This window comes from Pseudomonas sp. G(2018) (assembly GCF_005502415.1).
In the GTDB taxonomy this organism is placed as follows: Bacteria; Pseudomonadota; Gammaproteobacteria; order Pseudomonadales; family Pseudomonadaceae; genus Aquipseudomonas.
In genome coordinates, this window is record NZ_SCOO01000062.1 from 1 (window position 1) to 16,341 (window position 16,341).

The window sequence follows — 16,341 nt, forward strand, 5'->3', positions numbered from 1 at the left end:
ACTCATGAAATTAATAACTGCACAGTACTTTCAAGTGAACGCCATGGCATATATTTGGTAACGGCGACTACACAAACACGCTGAGTTAGTGTGACCGCTCTTGAAAGGGGGGGGCCGCGTTATGGGAAATTGTGCGGAGGTTGAGTCAAGTCATCAGTACTCGCCGGTAGGGAGACTGCGCCCTTAGCCTGTTGGTGCTGATTGAAAACTGACCCATCGGTCGGTTTTCAATCAGCGCCGACAAACTATCTTCAGTTCTGCAACAGGGGACGTTGCTGGCGAAGAACGGTAGCGATGGTCGTCTCTAACTGATCCAGCGTGTAAGGCTTATGCAGATAAATCGTCGAGGGCGGAATCACCTGCTCATCGATGAGATAACCAGAGGTGAGAATCGAAGGAATCGATGGCAATTGTTCTTTTGCCAGGCGAATGAATTCAGCTCCCTGGATTCCTCCAGAAGGCCCCTGTTCTGCGATGATCAGGGTGCAATCACCTTTGATATTTATGAGGTGGGTCAGCGCTGAGGAAGCATTGTCGAAAGTCGCTGATGAAAAACCAATCTCAGCCAGTGTTTCCTCCAAAAGCATCCGCACTACCGGTTCGTCCTCAATGACGATTACGTGTCCAGTGATAGGTAATAGCTCAGCCCAATTTACGCTCACTTGGAGGATTCCTTCTCCGGGTTACCCGTGGATTAAGGCCCAGTGTAAGCGCTTTTTAGCAACGGTATGGCAAAAGAGAGTTTTGGTAAGGCTGAAGATGGGAAGCTAACCAAAGGTGGAGTCCGGGCCAGCTTAGATTCATCTAGATCCTCGATGAAGAACCAAGCCGCTGGTGTTGGGCCGGCCGCAATTGGCCCAGAGTGTGTAAAAACGCCTTCGTGAACCCTTGCTATGATTTCTGAGGATTTCATTGCAGTGATCGCCCATGAAGCGCTTTATCCAAGGTGAACATCGAGGCCAAGGCAGCTTGCTTCCCGAGAGCCTCGACGACTACGTCAGCGATACCAATCCGGTGCGCGTAGTCGACGTCTTTGTCGACGAACTCGACCTGGTCAAGCTGGGTTTTGAAGGCGTCATTCCTGCCGATACTGGGCGGCCTGCTTACCACCCCGCGATCCTGTTGAAGATCTACATCTACGGCTATCTCAACCGCATTCAATCAAGCCGGCGCCTGGAGCGAGAAGCCCAGCGCAACATCGAGTTGATGTGGCTGACTGGTCGCTTGATGCCGGACTTCAAAACCATCGCCAATTTCCGCAAAGACAACGGCAAGGCCATCCGCGGTGTGTGCCGCCAATTTGTGGTGCTGTGCCAACAACTGGGGTTGTTTTCCGAAGCGCTCGTTGCCATCGACGGTAGCAAGTTCAAGGCGGTGAACAATCGAGACCGGAACTTCACCAGCGCCAAACTTCGACGGCGAATGGAGGACATTGAGTCCAGTATCAATCGCTATCTGACAGCACTTGATACCGCAGACCGTCAGGAACCTTCCGTAGCTCAGGCCAAAGCCGAACGCCTCCATGACAAGATCTCGGCCTTGAAAGCCAAGATGCAGGAGCTCAAGCAAATCGAGGTACAGCTAAACGAAACGCCGGATAAACAGATCTCCCTAACCGATCCTGATGCTCGCTCGATGAAGACGCGCGGAACAGGAATGGTCGGCTACAACGTCCAGACTGCAGTTGATGCGAAGCACCACCTGATCGTGGCGCACGAGGTGACGAATGATGGCGTTGATCGAGACCAACTGAGTTCGATGGCAAAGCACGCACGAGAGGCCATGGGTGTCGAAGAACTGTCAGTAGTCGCAGACAGAGGGTATTTCAAAGGCGAAGAAATACTGGCGTGCCATGAAGCGGGAATTACCGTTTTCGTGCCCAAGATACTGACGTCGGGAGCGACAGCGGCTGGTCGATTCGGCAAAGATGATTTCATCTATGACACCTCAACGAATGAATACCGATGCCCAGCCGGGCAAAGCTTGATCTGGCGTTACTCAACCGTCGAGAAGGGGTTAAAACTACATCGCTACTGGAGTTCGAACTGCCGGAATTGTGCCTTGAAGGAACGTTGCACGCCCAGCTCTGAGCGGCGAGTTAGCCGTTGGGAACATGAGTCGGTTGTCGAGGCGATGCAAAGTCGTCTTGATCAAGCACCAGAAATGATGCGGATCCGCCGCCAAACAGTGGAGCATCCCTTCGGCACACTGAAGTCCTGGATGGGGGCCACGCATTTCCTCACCAGAACCCTTACCCGGGTGAGCACGGAGATGAGCCTGCATGTGCTCGCCTACAACTTCAAACGCGTGCTGCGGCTGTTGGGCAGTGATGGCTTGATGGCGGCAATGAAGGCCTGAAGCCTTTTGAGCGGTGCGATAACCGCATCTAGCAGGTACCCGCTGGCACAAGTCCCGATCAATACAGCAACATTGATTTGGCTTGGATGAGGCCCCTGGAGACCTCCAGCGCAGCGAAAAACCACCGATTACCCAATCCTCTGCATCCAAAGTGTTTTTACACGCTCTGGGCCGTTTGACGTCACTCGGGATCGGCAACCAGTCCGGATGGCTGCGCTGTTTCGCCGACCCGATCAGATGTAGCAATACCTGGTCTAGCGCAAGTGATTTGGGTTTGAGTACAAAAGGACTCTTCGGGGCCTTTTGTTGGATGCGATGCAGTAATGCGGGAGAAAAATAGCTCAATCAGAGATGCCGGCAGTCAACATCTGTGAGTGCCAGGTTCACGCCCATACCCGAGGCAGTCAGTTGTGACGGGCGGAAAACAACCATGAGATGCCATTAACCTACTTCTAAGTTGACATGTCTGTGACAGTGTTCTGGCTGTGGTGGGAGTGTGCGGGCTACAAGCTCTCTACCTGTGGCGTCGGGGCTCGAACGGCGAGCCCCGCGAAGGATGCTCCAGCGTCTACGTAACGCAAGGCCGACTTCGCGTCTTTCCAGCCGACGTAACTCATCAGAGATTTGATGTCCCAGCCATTGGCTGAGGCCCAGGTGGCAAACCCGCGACGCAGCGAGTGGCTGGTGTACAGATCGCCAGACACCCCCGCACGATTAAAAAATCGCCGCAGCAGTGGAATCAGACTGTTGGCGTTGATGCCGCCGTCAGCCAGATTGCCCCAGCGATCCACCTTCCGGAACACGGGCCCACGCGCAATGCCGGCCACCGTGATCCAGTTGATGTAAGCCTGGACGGGGCACAGCTTCTTGAGCGCAGGCGTGTGGAATGTCGTTCCCAAGTGTTGTCGATCGCCCTTTGTGTGCGGCAGATAGAAGGTGATGCCGATTCCGGACTCCGCCTGGGTGTGCTCGACCTGCAGACGAGCCAATTCGTCACTTCGGAAACCCCGCCAGAAACCAATCAACACCAAGGCAATGTCTCGTCGATGCCTCATCACGCTTTTGTATTCGCCGCGCTCAGCCGCGAGAGCTGCCTCTCGCTCAAGCCAGCCTACCGCTTGCTCCAGGTGAAGTAGAAGGAGAGGGGCTGCCTGTTTTTCTTGGGTCGGATGCAAGGTCCGGATGCCCTTGATCATTTGCTTAACAGTCGGCGTTTTTGTGGGATCAGGGAATCCCTGAGTGATGTGCCACTGAGCCAACGCGGCCAGGCGCTGCTTCAGCGTGCTGATGGTGTGCTTGTCCGCGTATTCGGCGAGGTAGCGCACGATGCCATCGCCCGTCGTGGGGAGAAAGCCACCCCAAGTCACTTCGAAATGTTCCACCGCCGCACGGTAGCTGCGCCGGGTATTTTCCCGGGTGCCGGCCTTCAGGTAGCGATCCGCCTTGTTCATGTCAGTTCTACGCCAAACGTACTTTTTCAGGGCCAGAAAAGGCAAAAAATCGATCTACGATGTGATAACGCTCGATTATTTGATCATAGAAACTCAATTTTTGTGATTGATTTTTTACCTTAATGTAATATGTAAATACATATTACGTTTACACTACGAAATCGTAGGAGATGACATGGCACGGGGCGGTATTAACAAGGCAATCGTCCAGATAGCGCGGGATTCGCTGATCGCTCGAGGTGTAAATCCCAGCATCAACGCTGTGCGGGTCGAGCTTGGAAATACTGGCTCTATGACGACCATTGCCCGATATCTGGGTGAACTCGGGAAAGGAGATGCTCTCCCGATGGGGCGCCGAGAACGCTTGAGTGATGAACTCAGCGGTCTGGTTGGTCAGGTGTTGGATCGCCTGCTTGAAGAGGGCGCCGAAGAAGTGGCCGAAGCCCGAGCTGAGCTCGATCAGTACCGAGCGTCAGTCAATGAGCAACTTGCGCAAGCGCAAGCCGCTTTGGCGGAATTGCAACGCCAGCACGATAACCTTCAGGCAGCGCTCGACATCCAGGCCGGAGAGCTGAGTACGTGCCAAAGCAGTTTGCAGTCCGAGCTCACTCGCAACGCTCGCCTTAGCCAAAGCTGCGCTGACCTAGAAGTACGGGTACATGAGAAAGACGAGCAGGTTCGTTCCCTGGAAGAAAAGCACCTCCACTCCCGAGACGCATTGGAGCATTACCGAAATGCGGTCAAGGAACAGCGAGACCAGGAACAGCAACGACACGAAGGGCAGGTGCAGCAAGTTCAGGTTGAGCTGCGCCAACTCCAGCAGACGCTGATGGTTAAGCAGGACGAACTGACTCGACTCAACAGAGATAACGAGCGCTTGCTGAGTGAGGTTCGGCAGCAGGCCAAAGCGGCGGCGACACATGAAGATGCAGCGGTTCGGCTGGCCGGTGAAATTGCCGCCATGAAGACAGCAGTTGCCAAGGCTGACGGGGCGAAAGAAGCGCTTCAAGAACAACTTGGATTGTCGCGCGCGGAATCCAAGCTACTAGAGGAGGGCCTGTCACGGACAAATGTGCAATTGGCCGAAGCCCAAAGGCTGTCGGAGCAATATTTTGCCGAGCTCACGCAGTTACAGCAAACCACGGATCACCCTGACGCTGAAAACCAAAGCAAAACCGAATCGAAAACGAAAGCTCCAAAAAATAAAACCAAGGGAGAGTAAGATTCCCCCGTGATTTTGTTTTGAGTACAAGAAAGGGCCCCTTGAGCAAGTCGTTCGCTTAATTTTTTGAAGAACTCCAGCCATCGCCCCAGGACTTTTCGTTGTATTTTTGAAACGCACTGAGAAAGATGATGTGCATTCGATCAGCGCATTTTAATGCGACGTCACCCATCATTCATCATGTATTAGCGCATTATAATGCGCTGATCACCGGTTTCACCGTCCAATTGCCCGCTGATGGCGCCTGGCAAGACGCCTAAACCTAAAGTCCGAGAATCACTTGAGTCCTCGTGATGGAACCTGCATTACTGGTTACCTCAGCTTTGGCTTTGTTGCCAAAGACTTTCGCGGGCTTGGCGTCGGATCAGCTCAATGTAATTCAATTTGCGGCTCCTGGGTGACTAGCCCGTGTCTGCCAGTTTTAGCTGACGGTCGAAGTTGCTGGGGCCTTGGCGCAATATTCACGAAACGCCTTTATGCTGCGTTGGGTGATCGATATTGGCTTAATCATATAGGGTACGATACCTAACGTGCATTGCACCCGGGGTAAATGGCCGGGAAACACCACTCCATGGAGGGAACCGATGTCTGAGCAAACCCGTCACCTTTCGTTGTTTGAGGAAGACTATCTTCTCCGTGAACTGGGCCCGGTCGCGCACGTGCCGCAGGTGGCACTTACTGAACTTGTGGCCAACGCTTGGGACGCAGGTGCAAGCAAGGTCGATCTGTTTCTACCTAGCGAGCTTGGCGGCACCCTGACTGTGGTCGATGATGGCCATGGGATGTCTGCCCAGCAGTTCAGCAAACGTTGGATGACGCTTCGGTATAACCGCCTCAAGCACCAAAGTGCGAAGGTTGAATTCCCTAAGGGGAGGAGTTCAAAACTTCGGAAGGCCTATGGGCGTAATGGAGTGGGTCGACATGGTCTGCTATGTTTCGGTGATCAGTATCAGGTCGAAACATGGCGCGACGCCAAGCTCAGCACCTTCGTGGTGGGTACAGAGTCTGGGCCCAGTCCGTTTGTAGTGCGTTCAGAGGTGTTTGCCGAGCGTGAAGGGTCAGGCACGCGGCTGTCTGTTTCAGTCTCCCGCAAGCTGCCGGATGTCAAAGAAATCATCACGGTACTTGCAGCACGATTCATTCATGATCCGGGATTCCAGATCCGTGTAAATGGTACGCCTCTGACCCTGGCGAAACTTGAGCAGCATGCCCGCACGCACGCCCTGACACTGAGTGATGGCCGCACGGCAAAAGTAATCGTCATCGACTCCACACAGCAGAACCATTCGTCCATCCACCAAGGGGTGGCATTTTGGGTTGAGCACCGACTCGTTGGTAGCCCCTCGTGGGTCATCGGCCAGGTCGCGAACTTCGATGGGCGTACGAGGTTCGACAAACGCTACAAGGTTATCGTGGACACCCAGGGCTTTGAAGGTCATGTGACCCAAGACTGGAGAGGGTTTCAGTCAACGCCTGCCGTCAATGAGTTGTTCAAGGCCGCTGCGGACAGTATCAGTCGGGTGGCAGATGAGCTGGCAGCAGAAGTCGTGGAGGCAACCTCCGAAGATGCCCTAGTACAGAACCGTTCAGAGCTCAAATCCTTGGGTCATGGTGCTCAACTCGAAGTATCAGAGTTCACGAAAGCTGTCGCCCAGGCACACCCTATGGTGTCTCCAGAATTTCTTGCCACGGCGGTGAAAGTAGTCATCAACTTGGAGAAATCCAAGAGCGGGGCATCTTTGCTAAAAAAATGGCCAACCTGCCAGCTACCGATATTGAGGGCTTGGATTCCCTCTTGGCAGACTGGTCAGTTAAAGACGCATTGCGTGTGCTTGACGAGATTGATGGCCGGCTCTGCGTCATCGAGGCCATCGCCAGGCTGGCGGAAGATCCTGAAGGATTGCGTTCTTACCTGGGGAGATCTCGCCTTGTGCCTGAAAGGGCGACGGTGCGAGCCGGAGCGAGAAGTCAGCAGAGGCCGTAGTAGTCTTTTTTTTTTTGACGAAGGGCCGAACGAGAGAGAGTGTTGTAGGCCATGTTGATGCGAACGACCGGAAGTCAGATGCCTGCCAAACGCGGGGCGGATGGTCATCCCCAAACCTGACGGCGGTGAACGCGAGTTGGGCATTCCGACGGTCACCGACCGCCTGATTCAACAAGCACTGCTGCAAGTCTTGCAGCCACTCCTCGATCCAACCTTCAGTGAACACAGCTACGGCTTTCGCCCGGGACGTTGCGCGCAGGACGCCGTTTTGGCGGCTCAGCGGTACGTGTCCTCGGGGCGCAAAGTGGTGGTGGATGTTGATCTGGAGAAGTTCTTCGACCGGGTCGATCACGACATTTTGATTGATCGCCTACGCAAACGGATTGCGGATCGGGCGGTTATTCGACTGGTCCGGGCGTACCTGGATGCGGGAACGCTGATCAATGGCGTAATCGAGAAAAGCCGCTGCGGGGCGCCGCAGGGCGGTCCGCTGTCACCGTTGCTGGCAAATGTGCTGCTGGACGAAGTGGATCGGGAGCTTGAACATCGAGGTCATTGCTTCGTGCGCTATGCCGACGACGCGAACGTTTATGTTCGCAGTCATAAAGCCGGGCAGCGGGTGATGATCTTGCTGAGGCGTCTGTATGAAAAGCTGCACTTGAGCGTCAACGAGAGCAAGAGCGCAGTGGCCAGTGCGTTTGGTCGCAAGTTTCTGGGTTATGCATTTTGGTGCGCCCGTGACGAAGTCAAACGTGCGGTATCTCAGAAGGCACAAAAGCAATTCAAGCAACGTATCCGGCAGTTCACTCGCCGTTCATGTGGCCGCAGTTTGCAGCAGGTCGTCGACCTCCTACGTCCTTATTTGCTCGGTTGGAAAGCCTACTTCAAGTTGTCGCAAACACCAGGCGTCTGGCGTGAATTGGACAAATGGATGCGGCACCGACTCAGAGCGATTCAACTCAAGCAATGGAAACGGGGAACGACGACTTATCGTGAATTACGGGCTTTGGGTGCGAGTAAAGAAGTCGCCCAGAAAGTGGCATGTAACACCCGCCGTTGGTGGGACAACAGTCGATGGGCCTTGAATTGGGTGCTTAATCTCGCGTGGTTTGATCGCCTGGGACTTCCACGTCTCTCCTGACCTCAATCCCTCGAACCGCCCGGTGCGGACCCGCATGCCGGGTGGTGTGGCAGGGGAGCGGCCTATGAAGGCCGCCCCCTATGCCGATTGGTCGCCGCCAAGCGTCTGTACTCTGTAGAATTATGATTGCAATGTTTGATAAGCGTGGTCTCCTGTAGTAAGGCCAACAGAGAATTTACATGACCTTTAAAGTCGTCAAAGTCAGCACATCAGCAACTGATCAGCCAGGCGTCTACCAGGTACTGTTTAACGGTGATGATCGGTTCTTTCGCTCAGTTGAGATCCACGTTACCCGTGACTTCGGGCCGAACACTTTAGATTTTATTGAGATCTACGGGCTCTGGTGCTGCTTGGTGTGGCTGGAGCTAGCCGGCTCTGGGCGTACATCTCGAAATCTGAAAATCGTCGTTTCACGTGGTGCTGTAAAGCGCCTCCTCTTGGTCACCAGTTCGAAGGAGGAGCTGTATCAGTTCGCGTATTCGCTACGCACACAGTTCTTCGGACTTAATGAGATATCGGTGGAGAAGGGGGAGGAGTGGACGACTCAAAATCATCCTGGTATCAGCGTCAAGTGGAATGGTGAGCCTCCACCTCAGCCTTCAATTGATAACCCAATTTTTGGCAAGGTTTTCCTCACTTATCACTCCGCTGTTGAGTACCTGGACGAGACCAATGGCGAGTGTAAGGAGGAGAATGTTTTTGCCAGATTGAGCCGCCTGGTGCGTGATGCGGATCGTGAGGCACCGCTCCCAGACAAGGAAGCTGGTTACAAGGCTCGGCGGTATGGGAGCTCTCAAGATGGCGTTCGGTACCTGAACAACTCAGCAGGTTGGCAAATTGTTGTCCGACCAACAGAAAACAAGGACGCGCTCGTCGCATTGACGGTGTATCAAAGGCAGGCATAGTGGAATAGCAAATGGACAGGCTTAAGAAACACGTTGAACGGTTTATGGACGATCTAGTCTCGCTGCTAAAAATCACAGACCCCACGGCATGGGAAGCAGGGAAGGAACTCTTCGAGGGATCAGTTGATAGAGATCAGCTAGCAGTTGACTACCTGATAGGGCAGCCAGTGATTCTGCAGAACATTTCACAGCGAGCACTATGCGCGGCAGGCTTTTCCGAGAGCTCCTTTGTACAGCGAATCTCCAATGGGGGGGTATATCGACTACAGAGCAGGCAGATCACCTACGATGACCGTGGCCTTCCTCTTGCAGTCCAGTTGGTTGGTGTTCCAGTCCATCACGTCGGCCGCGATGTGCCTCCTGAAGGGCCAAACCTCATCGGTCGTCTTGACGAATTCGTGAGTATGGAGACAGGCAAGCAGATTCACGGATCTGAGTTGCTCGGTCTTCTTTAGCTTGAGTGTCGCCGGCGGAAGTTTGGCACAAATCGTTGGAGGCTAGTCGCAAGCAGTTTTGGCTGGTTCTGTCCGCTTCCAACGAAGTGTTGCTATCGACTTGAACTGCTGAATTCCCAATGAGCCACGGATGTTGCGGGCCTTTGAACCAGGCTCCGCGATCCTCGAAAGAACCTTGTCACGTTGCGCCTCATAGATAGCGATCGCGTTGAAGTTGAAATCCAACAGTACCAACATGACCGTATCAAATTCCTTCGTAACGTCGATACTCCCCAAGCGACCCATAGCTGAAGTGGGCTTCACGCACCGGCCTTTGATCTGGATCTTCCAGGTTTCCCCTGAGCGCACCTCAGTGGCGTCGTAGCCTGACTGGCGGGCACCGCTTAGGGTTAGCCCGAGAAGACGCGCAGCTTCAAACTCAGCAATTTCCCCTGTGATACCCAGAGGCTTCCCTGTGAGGGCGCGATATTTCTGCGCAACGATCTTTGCTTGCTCCAGAAGATTTAATATTTCATTCGAGTCTGACAAGGATGCCTGTCCTGTATATCGCTTGGGGCGGGAATATTACCGGTCTTCAATGACAAGATATTTGTTGGAGCGATGTCGCTCCTCATCCCGGCTGTTGTAGTACGTGTCTACTGTAGTGGCCAAGCTCTGGTGGCGCAGATCGGCCTGGAGATCTTTGTGGTCACGCACTTTTGCATCGGCTGTCGCAGATGTGTGACGGAGCCAATGAAGCGATGCTGAACGGAGGTTCTTAATATCGTCATCAGGAAAGCCATCCGCACGCATGCGCTCCAGGGCGAAATCGAAGACCTCCTGTACTAGGGTCCTGATATGGCCCTCTGATAAACCAACACGGCCTTTGAGGGACTGTAGGAGCGGAGCAGAATCATCAGGAGACGGTGTAGGAGAAAGGTTGAGGAATTCCCTGTAGCGGGCCATCCAGACGTTGATGAACTCGTCCTTGACACTAATCTTTGCTGATTTGTTGCCTTTGCCAATGACGTGAAACCACCAGTTTCCATGATCATCCTTCCTAAAATCACTCATCATGGGTTGCCAGTTGTCCCTGCCAACTATATCGGAAACCCGGAGATACATTGAATAGATGGTAGCTATGATGAAAAGGGTGCGTTCGTAATGCTTTTGTTTGGTCGCAAGAAGCTCTAGTTTGGTCTTAAGGGCCTTTCTATCCTTATCGTTTAATTTTTCGATTTCCGCTTTGGCTGCTGCTTGGGCCTTGGCTTCTGTTTGCGATTCGGCGGATGCTTGATCAGCAAGTAATTTGGCTGTCTCTAGGACGAAACTCCATTGCAAAACGGTCAAAGCCTTAGCTTTTTCGTCGGCCACAACGCGTTGTTTATACTTAGATTTTTGTTTGATTGCGCGGATAGGGTTGGCGTTATTTGAGAGACCTTCGTCAGCTGCCCATTGAAAAAAACTACCGCACACGGCAAAGATTTGTGCGATTGAGTCCTGTTTCATCCTATAAGGCTTTACCTCAGGCTCTTTGTTTTGCTCCTGGGCGAGTTTGAGATCAGGTTTTTTGACTGTCAGGAAGAACGGTCGCCACTCAGTGTTTACTGTGAAAGTGTCAGTGGGTTTGGGAGTGCGTCCGCCGACACGCTGATATCGAGCCTTACCCATCAACTCATGATCGGGCGCAAAGCCTGGGGCTTTAACATCGCCTTGGGGACCTTGGATGCCGAACGACCTGAGAGGGATAATGGATTGAAGTTTCATGGTGTATCTCCGGTTTGGAGGGACACCACACCCCTACTGGGATGTGAGTGTCCCAGAGGGTTTAGATATTTTGCTGTTGAGCGAACAGCTGCGCTATCGTCCTTTGCCACATGGCAAGGAACAGATTCGAAAGACTCTGGTAAGGAAACCCTTACCGCAGCCTTCAGAAAGAATACAAGGGCCCGGGGGCCCCTGTTTCTATATGCAAAATGCCTGATCAGTCTCATCAAAGTCAACTGTCTGAAGAAGCTGCTCAAGCGGTGCTGTAGTGATCGGCGTCTGTGCATTCACCGTAATCCTGACCCTCTCCGAAGACGCGCCGCGGAAAGCATCAAGGCTCTCTGCAGGATAGTTTGGATGAAGCGAAGTGAATGCTTCCTTCCATCTCACATAACCCTGCTGGTTGTAACGACAAACTCTGACCCCTGAAGCCTCTGCAAGGAGGTAATCTCCCATCAAGCTGACAAAGCCCTGCTGGAGTTGCTCGCGTTCAGCCTTCAGTTCCTTGATACGTACCTCAAGTGATGCAAGCTCCGAGTCAAGCGCTGCCGCCTTGGTAGCGTGGCCTTCCCACTCAATCAAACCGCCCCCAGTAGGAGTAAAGTAATCACGTTCAGGATCCTTTTCTGGCTCCTTATCCGCGACGACACTAGCCCAAAAACCAAGCGATGCTTTCAGAATGAGTTGGATTGCTTGATCGCTTCGAGTGACCTCGAAAACGATTGGCTGATTGCGAGTATGGTAGAAGACAAGATAACCAAAATCAGCCCCTGATACGGCCAGCTGATGTTGAACCTGCCACCAGTACAGACGGTAATGCGATGACTCCTCGCCTTGCTCCGCAACCTCATTGAAATTCGAGTCAGCCAAGATTTTGATCTCAACCGGCCGCATCGTATCCAACTCCACCCCATCGAAGCTTGCCCGAAGCAAAGGATGAAGGGTTGACTCTCCACAGTACGGCATTAGCACCGTGTCGTATTTGTCCTGGAACCACGCTAACGCATGAGGCTCCAGCATGATTGCTAACCGGACCTGAGGGATCATCGATAGATCCAACGAAGCCACACGCCCTGTGAGCTCGGCCCACAAGCGCCAGCGAGTTTTGTTCGGATGATGACCAAGGATTACAGCTGCAGACGTCGCAGTGACTCCTTGTGCCCGCCAGGCATGCCATTCCGGCGTGCGTTGTCGCAAGTCCACAATTTTCATATTCACCTCCAGATTTTGGAGGGACCCAGCCCCAACGGGGAGGAATCCCCGTAAGGGTTGGGCTAGGCATTAGGCTGAAGCCTTCTGCCGCTCTTGATACTCAGCCTCCCCCCTCTTGAAGAGAGCGAAAGCTTCGGCTTGGAGATCGTCGCGGAGATGGGCCTGCGCCCACTCGGTAGCGGCATTCCAACTGCCATTTTTCATGGTTCGATCGTAAACGCTCTGAATCCGTTTTTTGATGACTTCAATAGGATCACCTCTTCCATCAGGTTTGGAGTTTTCCAGTGGAATACTAGGCCCTTGAGGTTGAGGATCAGCTGACTGCACTGTCGCACCATCAACATGTTTCGGAGCGTCTGCATCGACGACACCTTGCGGTGCCTCGTTTTGTTGGCCGTGCTCGTACACGTTTCCACTTAGATCGACCACATTAGGTGCATGGGAGGTTCCATGCATATCTCTTGCAGCAGTCGCTAGCGAAATCGGCCCAGTGCTGAATCCCTCATCGGCTTCCTCATTCAGGTAGCTAATAACGTTCTCAAGCACCGGACTGGTTTTAGGCCAGTACTTCGAAGCACTCTTGATTCCTGTCTTGATGGCCATCGGCTCAAAATGAGTTTCCCACGGACCACGCTTGCTGGGATCGGTATGCTGAAAGGCCTTTGAGAGCGATCGAGCGGAATACACATCCTCCGCACTAAGAGGGTCGACGACCAACCTGCCAGACGGCAGGTAAGCTTTGACGTATACCCCCCGAAAACTGCCACGATCTTTCTTGCTAAGAAAAGGATCGAAGACATGATCAGGCTCGGCTGTTGGGCCGTTGTAAATGAACCGATCACCGCTATAAACGGCTTCAGCAACCACCAGGTCAACAGCACGAGAATCCGTGGCGATTTTCATGAGACCGCGATACGAGACATCGGCAATTATCTTGCCCTGACGCGGAACCAAAAATGCGAGTCCGAGCGCAGGGTTGAGCGACAGACCAGATGATGCAATTTGCTGCATCGCCAGGTTAAAGCTCCACTCATTGCTGGCAGCCGTTTCGTACAAAGAAGGGTTAGACATCATCGCGTGATACGCAAATAACGCCTCTTGAGTGAAAACCATTCGGCTGTTGAGGGACGAGACGATTTTCTGAAAATCGTCTTTCGCCTTCAGGATAAGATCGTTAGCTTTCTCAGGCGTGAAGGCTGCCTTAGGACGAGCTACATATTGATTTCTTGACATTGGAACCTCCGGGTTAAAAGCGGAGGCGATCCCCATTCGGGGATTGCACCCCGCGTGGGTTTTATTGCATTTCATGAAGTGTCAAACACGTCTCCGAGCTATGAGCCCAACGAGGCAGTGTTCGATGTTTGGCCGGTTACAACTGGCTGTTAGTTACGCCTGACGCGATTCGGGTGTACCTCTAGAATCACCGCTTGGGCGGGAACCCAAAAGTTGAAGGGTACCGTGCATGTCGACGACAACCTCTGTCGTATAACGCTTGATACCGTCCTTCTCCCACTCACGTGTTTGAAGCTTGCCCTCGATGTAGACCTGAGAGCCTTTGACGACATATTCACCGGCAATTTCAGCGACTCGTCCGAAAAGACTCACACGATGCCACTCAGTTTTTTCAACCTTCTGACCAGTTTGCTTATCAGTCCACTGCTCAGATGTAGCCAGGCTGAGGTTAGTAACAGCATTCCCATTAGGAAGATATTTCACCTCGGGTACCTGGCCACTGGTACCAACCAAAATTACTTTGTTTACGCCACGAGCCATGAAGATCACTCCACGTTTTCGAGGCGTACCAACCCAACTGGGAAGGAATGCCCCAGAGGGGTTATTAGGGTGCTGGATAAAGCAGTCCAGCTTCTGCATCTGATGGGCCACAAGGACCACCAGAAATCCGTGAAGTGAGTTCGGAAGATTCTTTTCCATCGCAGCCGTGCAGTCGATGGAAAAGAAGCCTCAAGGGGGAGCCAGCTCCCCCCAGCCACAAATAGAGCTACATCGTTATCCCGATCTCCGCGGCTTCCGGAATAATGTTGTTGAACACAGCCCATCGCTTTAAATAGCGAATGTCGAGTACATCGGGTGACACCGTCTGAGCGATATTTTCTGGGACCTTTACGGTTCCATCGCTCACAAGAAGCTCCCGCAGCTCCATCAAGTAGATTGCTTGTAACTGATTCATGGTGGGGCTCCTCGCCAGGTGGTCCACCGAAACCCTCCAAGAAGGACTTTGGTGGACCACCTAACGGTGGCCCCTGCAGCACTACGCCCTCAAGAGGGCGCAGTCCATAACTTAACTTTGAAAGCTAAGTGTTTTGCCAAGACGCAGGTAAGCCGGCTCGTCGTAGACCGAGTAATCGATCCCCTTCGGAAGCCGGTTGATACGGGTGGCACCTCGCAGAGCGAAGATGTCACTTTTCTCAAGACCAAGCGTTGCTTGAGCTGCTTTAGCTGGAGCGGCCTTACTAGGCGACACCAGAGAAACATCAGTGGCTTCACGACCGATCGTAGGCTCCTGGCGAGGAGTTACTTTGCGACGACGTGTAAGCCAGAGATAACCAATAACCAAAGCAGCGACCAAAATGACTACAGGAAATGTATTCATTATGCGATCTCCCCATTCGCGCGCATACGCAGGGCAAAGTGAGTTGCTGAAGTGTTGGCAGATTGAACGACGCATACGACCAAAGATGCTGGCCGAGGAGCGAAGGTAAGCAGGTTGAGCTTAGCGAGAGAAGTTTTCATGGAGGCCTCCAAAAAAAAGAGCCTTCCATCCCTAAGGGGACAGAAAGCCCCTCTAGGGTTAGGTCATGACCGCGAATCGTGACCGGATGTGCTGGTAATAGGTGCCCAGCTTCACACAAAACCCGAAAGGCAGAGCCTTCGGGAACAACACTCAAGCAACATGCTTGGGCGAAGATTGAGCCGAGAATACCCCCACTCCATAGAGCTGTAAAGCATCAGCATCCGCTTCTGACCCCCCTATAGGGTCAGATTAAGAAAAAACGCTATCCGATGCCGAATAAGGTAAAGGCTCCCCCAACCCAAGGAGCCAAAAATGGCAAACGGAAACGATTTCAAGCCTCAAGGTAAATACTCGAGTGCAACGCTCACTTCCCAATACACCCTAAATACCGAGCATGCGCAGCGGGTGCATCGGCGCTGCTTCGAGGGCGCTGCGCGGGCACTCTTCACTATCGACGTTATCGCGAGAGCCCTGTCCCATGGCAACAAAGCTTTCAACTATTCAGAAGTCATGGCCGCTGTAGAAACATTACTGAGCGGCCTGGAGCGCGACGTAATCAATGAGCGCGATCGCTTCAAACATATCCTCGAGCAGAACAACAGCGCCGGCGTGACCGCGCGTTACGACAACGCCGCGGAATTCAGTTTCACCGTGTCGACACCTCTCATCATGCGCCTAGCGCAGATCATTCAAGCATTTGACCAGATGCTCATCGCCGCCCAGACCTGCTGGCTCATGTGCTTCCTGGACTCTGACAAGAACGATCTGGTCGCCAATGAAAGAATGCGGCAGCTGATGCGCGTGATCCGCAAGCTTCAACTGATGGCAACGGACGCGCGCAAGAAAGCCAAAAAAGACGTAAACGCCGATGCGATTGCCGCAAATCTCGGCGACGCCGCGGAAGAAAGCGAAGTGGATAAATTAACCGCTACTGCGATTGAAGAAGAAACCGCGGCGGCAAAAACAGCGGCGTAAAGCACCGAACAAAAAAAGGGGCCCTACCAGGCTGTGTGAAAACGCAATCTGCGCCGGCTAAAAGCAAATGCCCCGACTTGTCGGGGCATTTTGCTTTTCTGAAATCTGAAATCTGAAATCTGAAATCTGAAATCTGAATA

At 53.1% G+C, this 16,341-nt stretch carries 14 protein-coding genes and 2 pseudogenes; 7 read left to right on the forward strand and 9 right to left on the reverse strand.

Annotated features, from left to right (window positions below):
• Window positions 1-251: 251 nt before the first annotated feature.
• Window positions 252-662, reverse strand: coding sequence for a response regulator (locus tag FFS64_RS30135; RefSeq protein ID WP_057978674.1), 411 nt, complete (start codon window positions 660-662; stop codon window positions 252-254).
• 265 nt (window positions 663-927) lie between these two features.
• Between FFS64_RS30135 and FFS64_RS30140 the strand changes: the two genes are divergently transcribed.
• Complete coding sequence (locus FFS64_RS30140) at window positions 928-2,358, forward strand: IS1182 family transposase (protein ID WP_057978672.1); 1,431 nt, start codon at window positions 928-930, stop codon at window positions 2,356-2,358.
• Window positions 2,359-2,861: 503 nt separating this feature from the next.
• On the opposite strand, the gene FFS64_RS30145 is transcribed toward FFS64_RS30140, so the two are convergent.
• On the reverse strand, window positions 2,862-3,809 hold the full coding sequence (locus FFS64_RS30145; RefSeq protein ID WP_057978669.1) for a site-specific integrase: 948 nt from the start codon (window positions 3,807-3,809) through the stop codon (window positions 2,862-2,864).
• Window positions 3,810-3,984: 175 nt separating this feature from the next.
• Between FFS64_RS30145 and FFS64_RS30150 the strand changes: the two genes are divergently transcribed.
• The 5 genes and pseudogenes from FFS64_RS30150 to FFS64_RS30170 all read left to right on the forward strand — a co-directional run bounded on the left by FFS64_RS30150 (window position 3,985) and on the right by FFS64_RS30170 (window position 9,516).
• Entirely contained in the window at window positions 3,985-5,031 is a 1,047-nt protein-coding gene (locus FFS64_RS30150) for a DNA-binding protein (RefSeq protein WP_057978667.1), read from the forward strand.
• Window positions 5,032-5,615: 584 nt separating this feature from the next.
• Window positions 5,616-7,073 (forward strand): ATP-binding protein, encoded by a 1,458-nt coding sequence (locus FFS64_RS30155; protein WP_256660583.1) that lies wholly within the window; start codon window positions 5,616-5,618, stop codon window positions 7,071-7,073.
• Window positions 7,074-7,112: 39 nt separating this feature from the next.
• Window positions 7,113-8,156 (forward strand): annotated as a pseudogene (gene ltrA / locus FFS64_RS30160) (group II intron reverse transcriptase/maturase); the annotation flags it as partial.
• Window positions 8,157-8,335: 179 nt separating this feature from the next.
• Window positions 8,336-9,061, forward strand: coding sequence for a hypothetical protein (locus FFS64_RS30165; protein ID WP_057978655.1), 726 nt, complete (start codon window positions 8,336-8,338; stop codon window positions 9,059-9,061).
• An 11-nt stretch (window positions 9,062-9,072) separates the two neighbouring features.
• Window positions 9,073-9,516, forward strand: a complete 444-nt coding sequence (locus FFS64_RS30170; RefSeq protein ID WP_057978657.1) for a hypothetical protein — start codon at window positions 9,073-9,075, stop codon at window positions 9,514-9,516.
• Between the two features lie 42 nt (window positions 9,517-9,558).
• Here FFS64_RS30170 and FFS64_RS30175 read toward each other — a convergent pair whose 3' ends face one another.
• From FFS64_RS30175 to FFS64_RS30205, 7 genes and pseudogenes are all read right to left on the reverse strand, one after another.
• A complete protein-coding gene (locus FFS64_RS30175; RefSeq protein ID WP_057978659.1) occupies window positions 9,559-10,044 on the reverse strand; it encodes a hypothetical protein in 486 nt (161 codons plus the stop codon).
• Between the two features lie 36 nt (window positions 10,045-10,080).
• Window positions 10,081-11,262: a site-specific integrase gene (locus FFS64_RS30180; RefSeq protein ID WP_177498743.1), complete on the reverse strand. Its 1,182-nt coding sequence runs from the start codon at window positions 11,260-11,262 to the stop codon at window positions 10,081-10,083.
• A 198-nt stretch (window positions 11,263-11,460) separates the two neighbouring features.
• Window positions 11,461-12,474 carry a YqaJ viral recombinase family protein gene (locus tag FFS64_RS30185; RefSeq protein ID WP_010466595.1) on the reverse strand — a complete coding sequence of 338 codons (1,014 nt, stop codon included), beginning with the start codon at window positions 12,472-12,474 and terminating at the stop codon, window positions 11,461-11,463.
• Between the two features lie 69 nt (window positions 12,475-12,543).
• The gene (locus tag FFS64_RS30190; protein WP_057978739.1) at window positions 12,544-13,707 is read right to left on the reverse strand and encodes a RecT family recombinase; all 1,164 of its coding nucleotides are present in this window, start codon (window positions 13,705-13,707) and stop codon (window positions 12,544-12,546) included.
• Window positions 13,708-13,884: 177 nt separating this feature from the next.
• Window positions 13,885-14,247, reverse strand: a pseudogene (gene ssb, locus FFS64_RS30195) (single-stranded DNA-binding protein); the annotation flags it as partial.
• A gap of 226 nt (window positions 14,248-14,473) precedes the next feature.
• Window positions 14,474-14,662 (reverse strand): hypothetical protein, encoded by a 189-nt coding sequence (locus tag FFS64_RS30200; RefSeq protein WP_010466589.1) that lies wholly within the window; start codon window positions 14,660-14,662, stop codon window positions 14,474-14,476.
• A gap of 111 nt (window positions 14,663-14,773) precedes the next feature.
• Complete coding sequence (locus tag FFS64_RS30205) at window positions 14,774-15,085, reverse strand: hypothetical protein (RefSeq protein ID WP_125919923.1); 312 nt, start codon at window positions 15,083-15,085, stop codon at window positions 14,774-14,776.
• 453 nt (window positions 15,086-15,538) lie between these two features.
• Here FFS64_RS30205 and FFS64_RS30210 point away from each other — a divergent pair, with 453 nt between their 5' ends.
• On the forward strand, window positions 15,539-16,201 hold the full coding sequence (locus tag FFS64_RS30210; RefSeq protein ID WP_057978746.1) for a hypothetical protein: 663 nt from the start codon (window positions 15,539-15,541) through the stop codon (window positions 16,199-16,201).
• Window positions 16,202-16,341 lie beyond the last annotated feature (140 nt).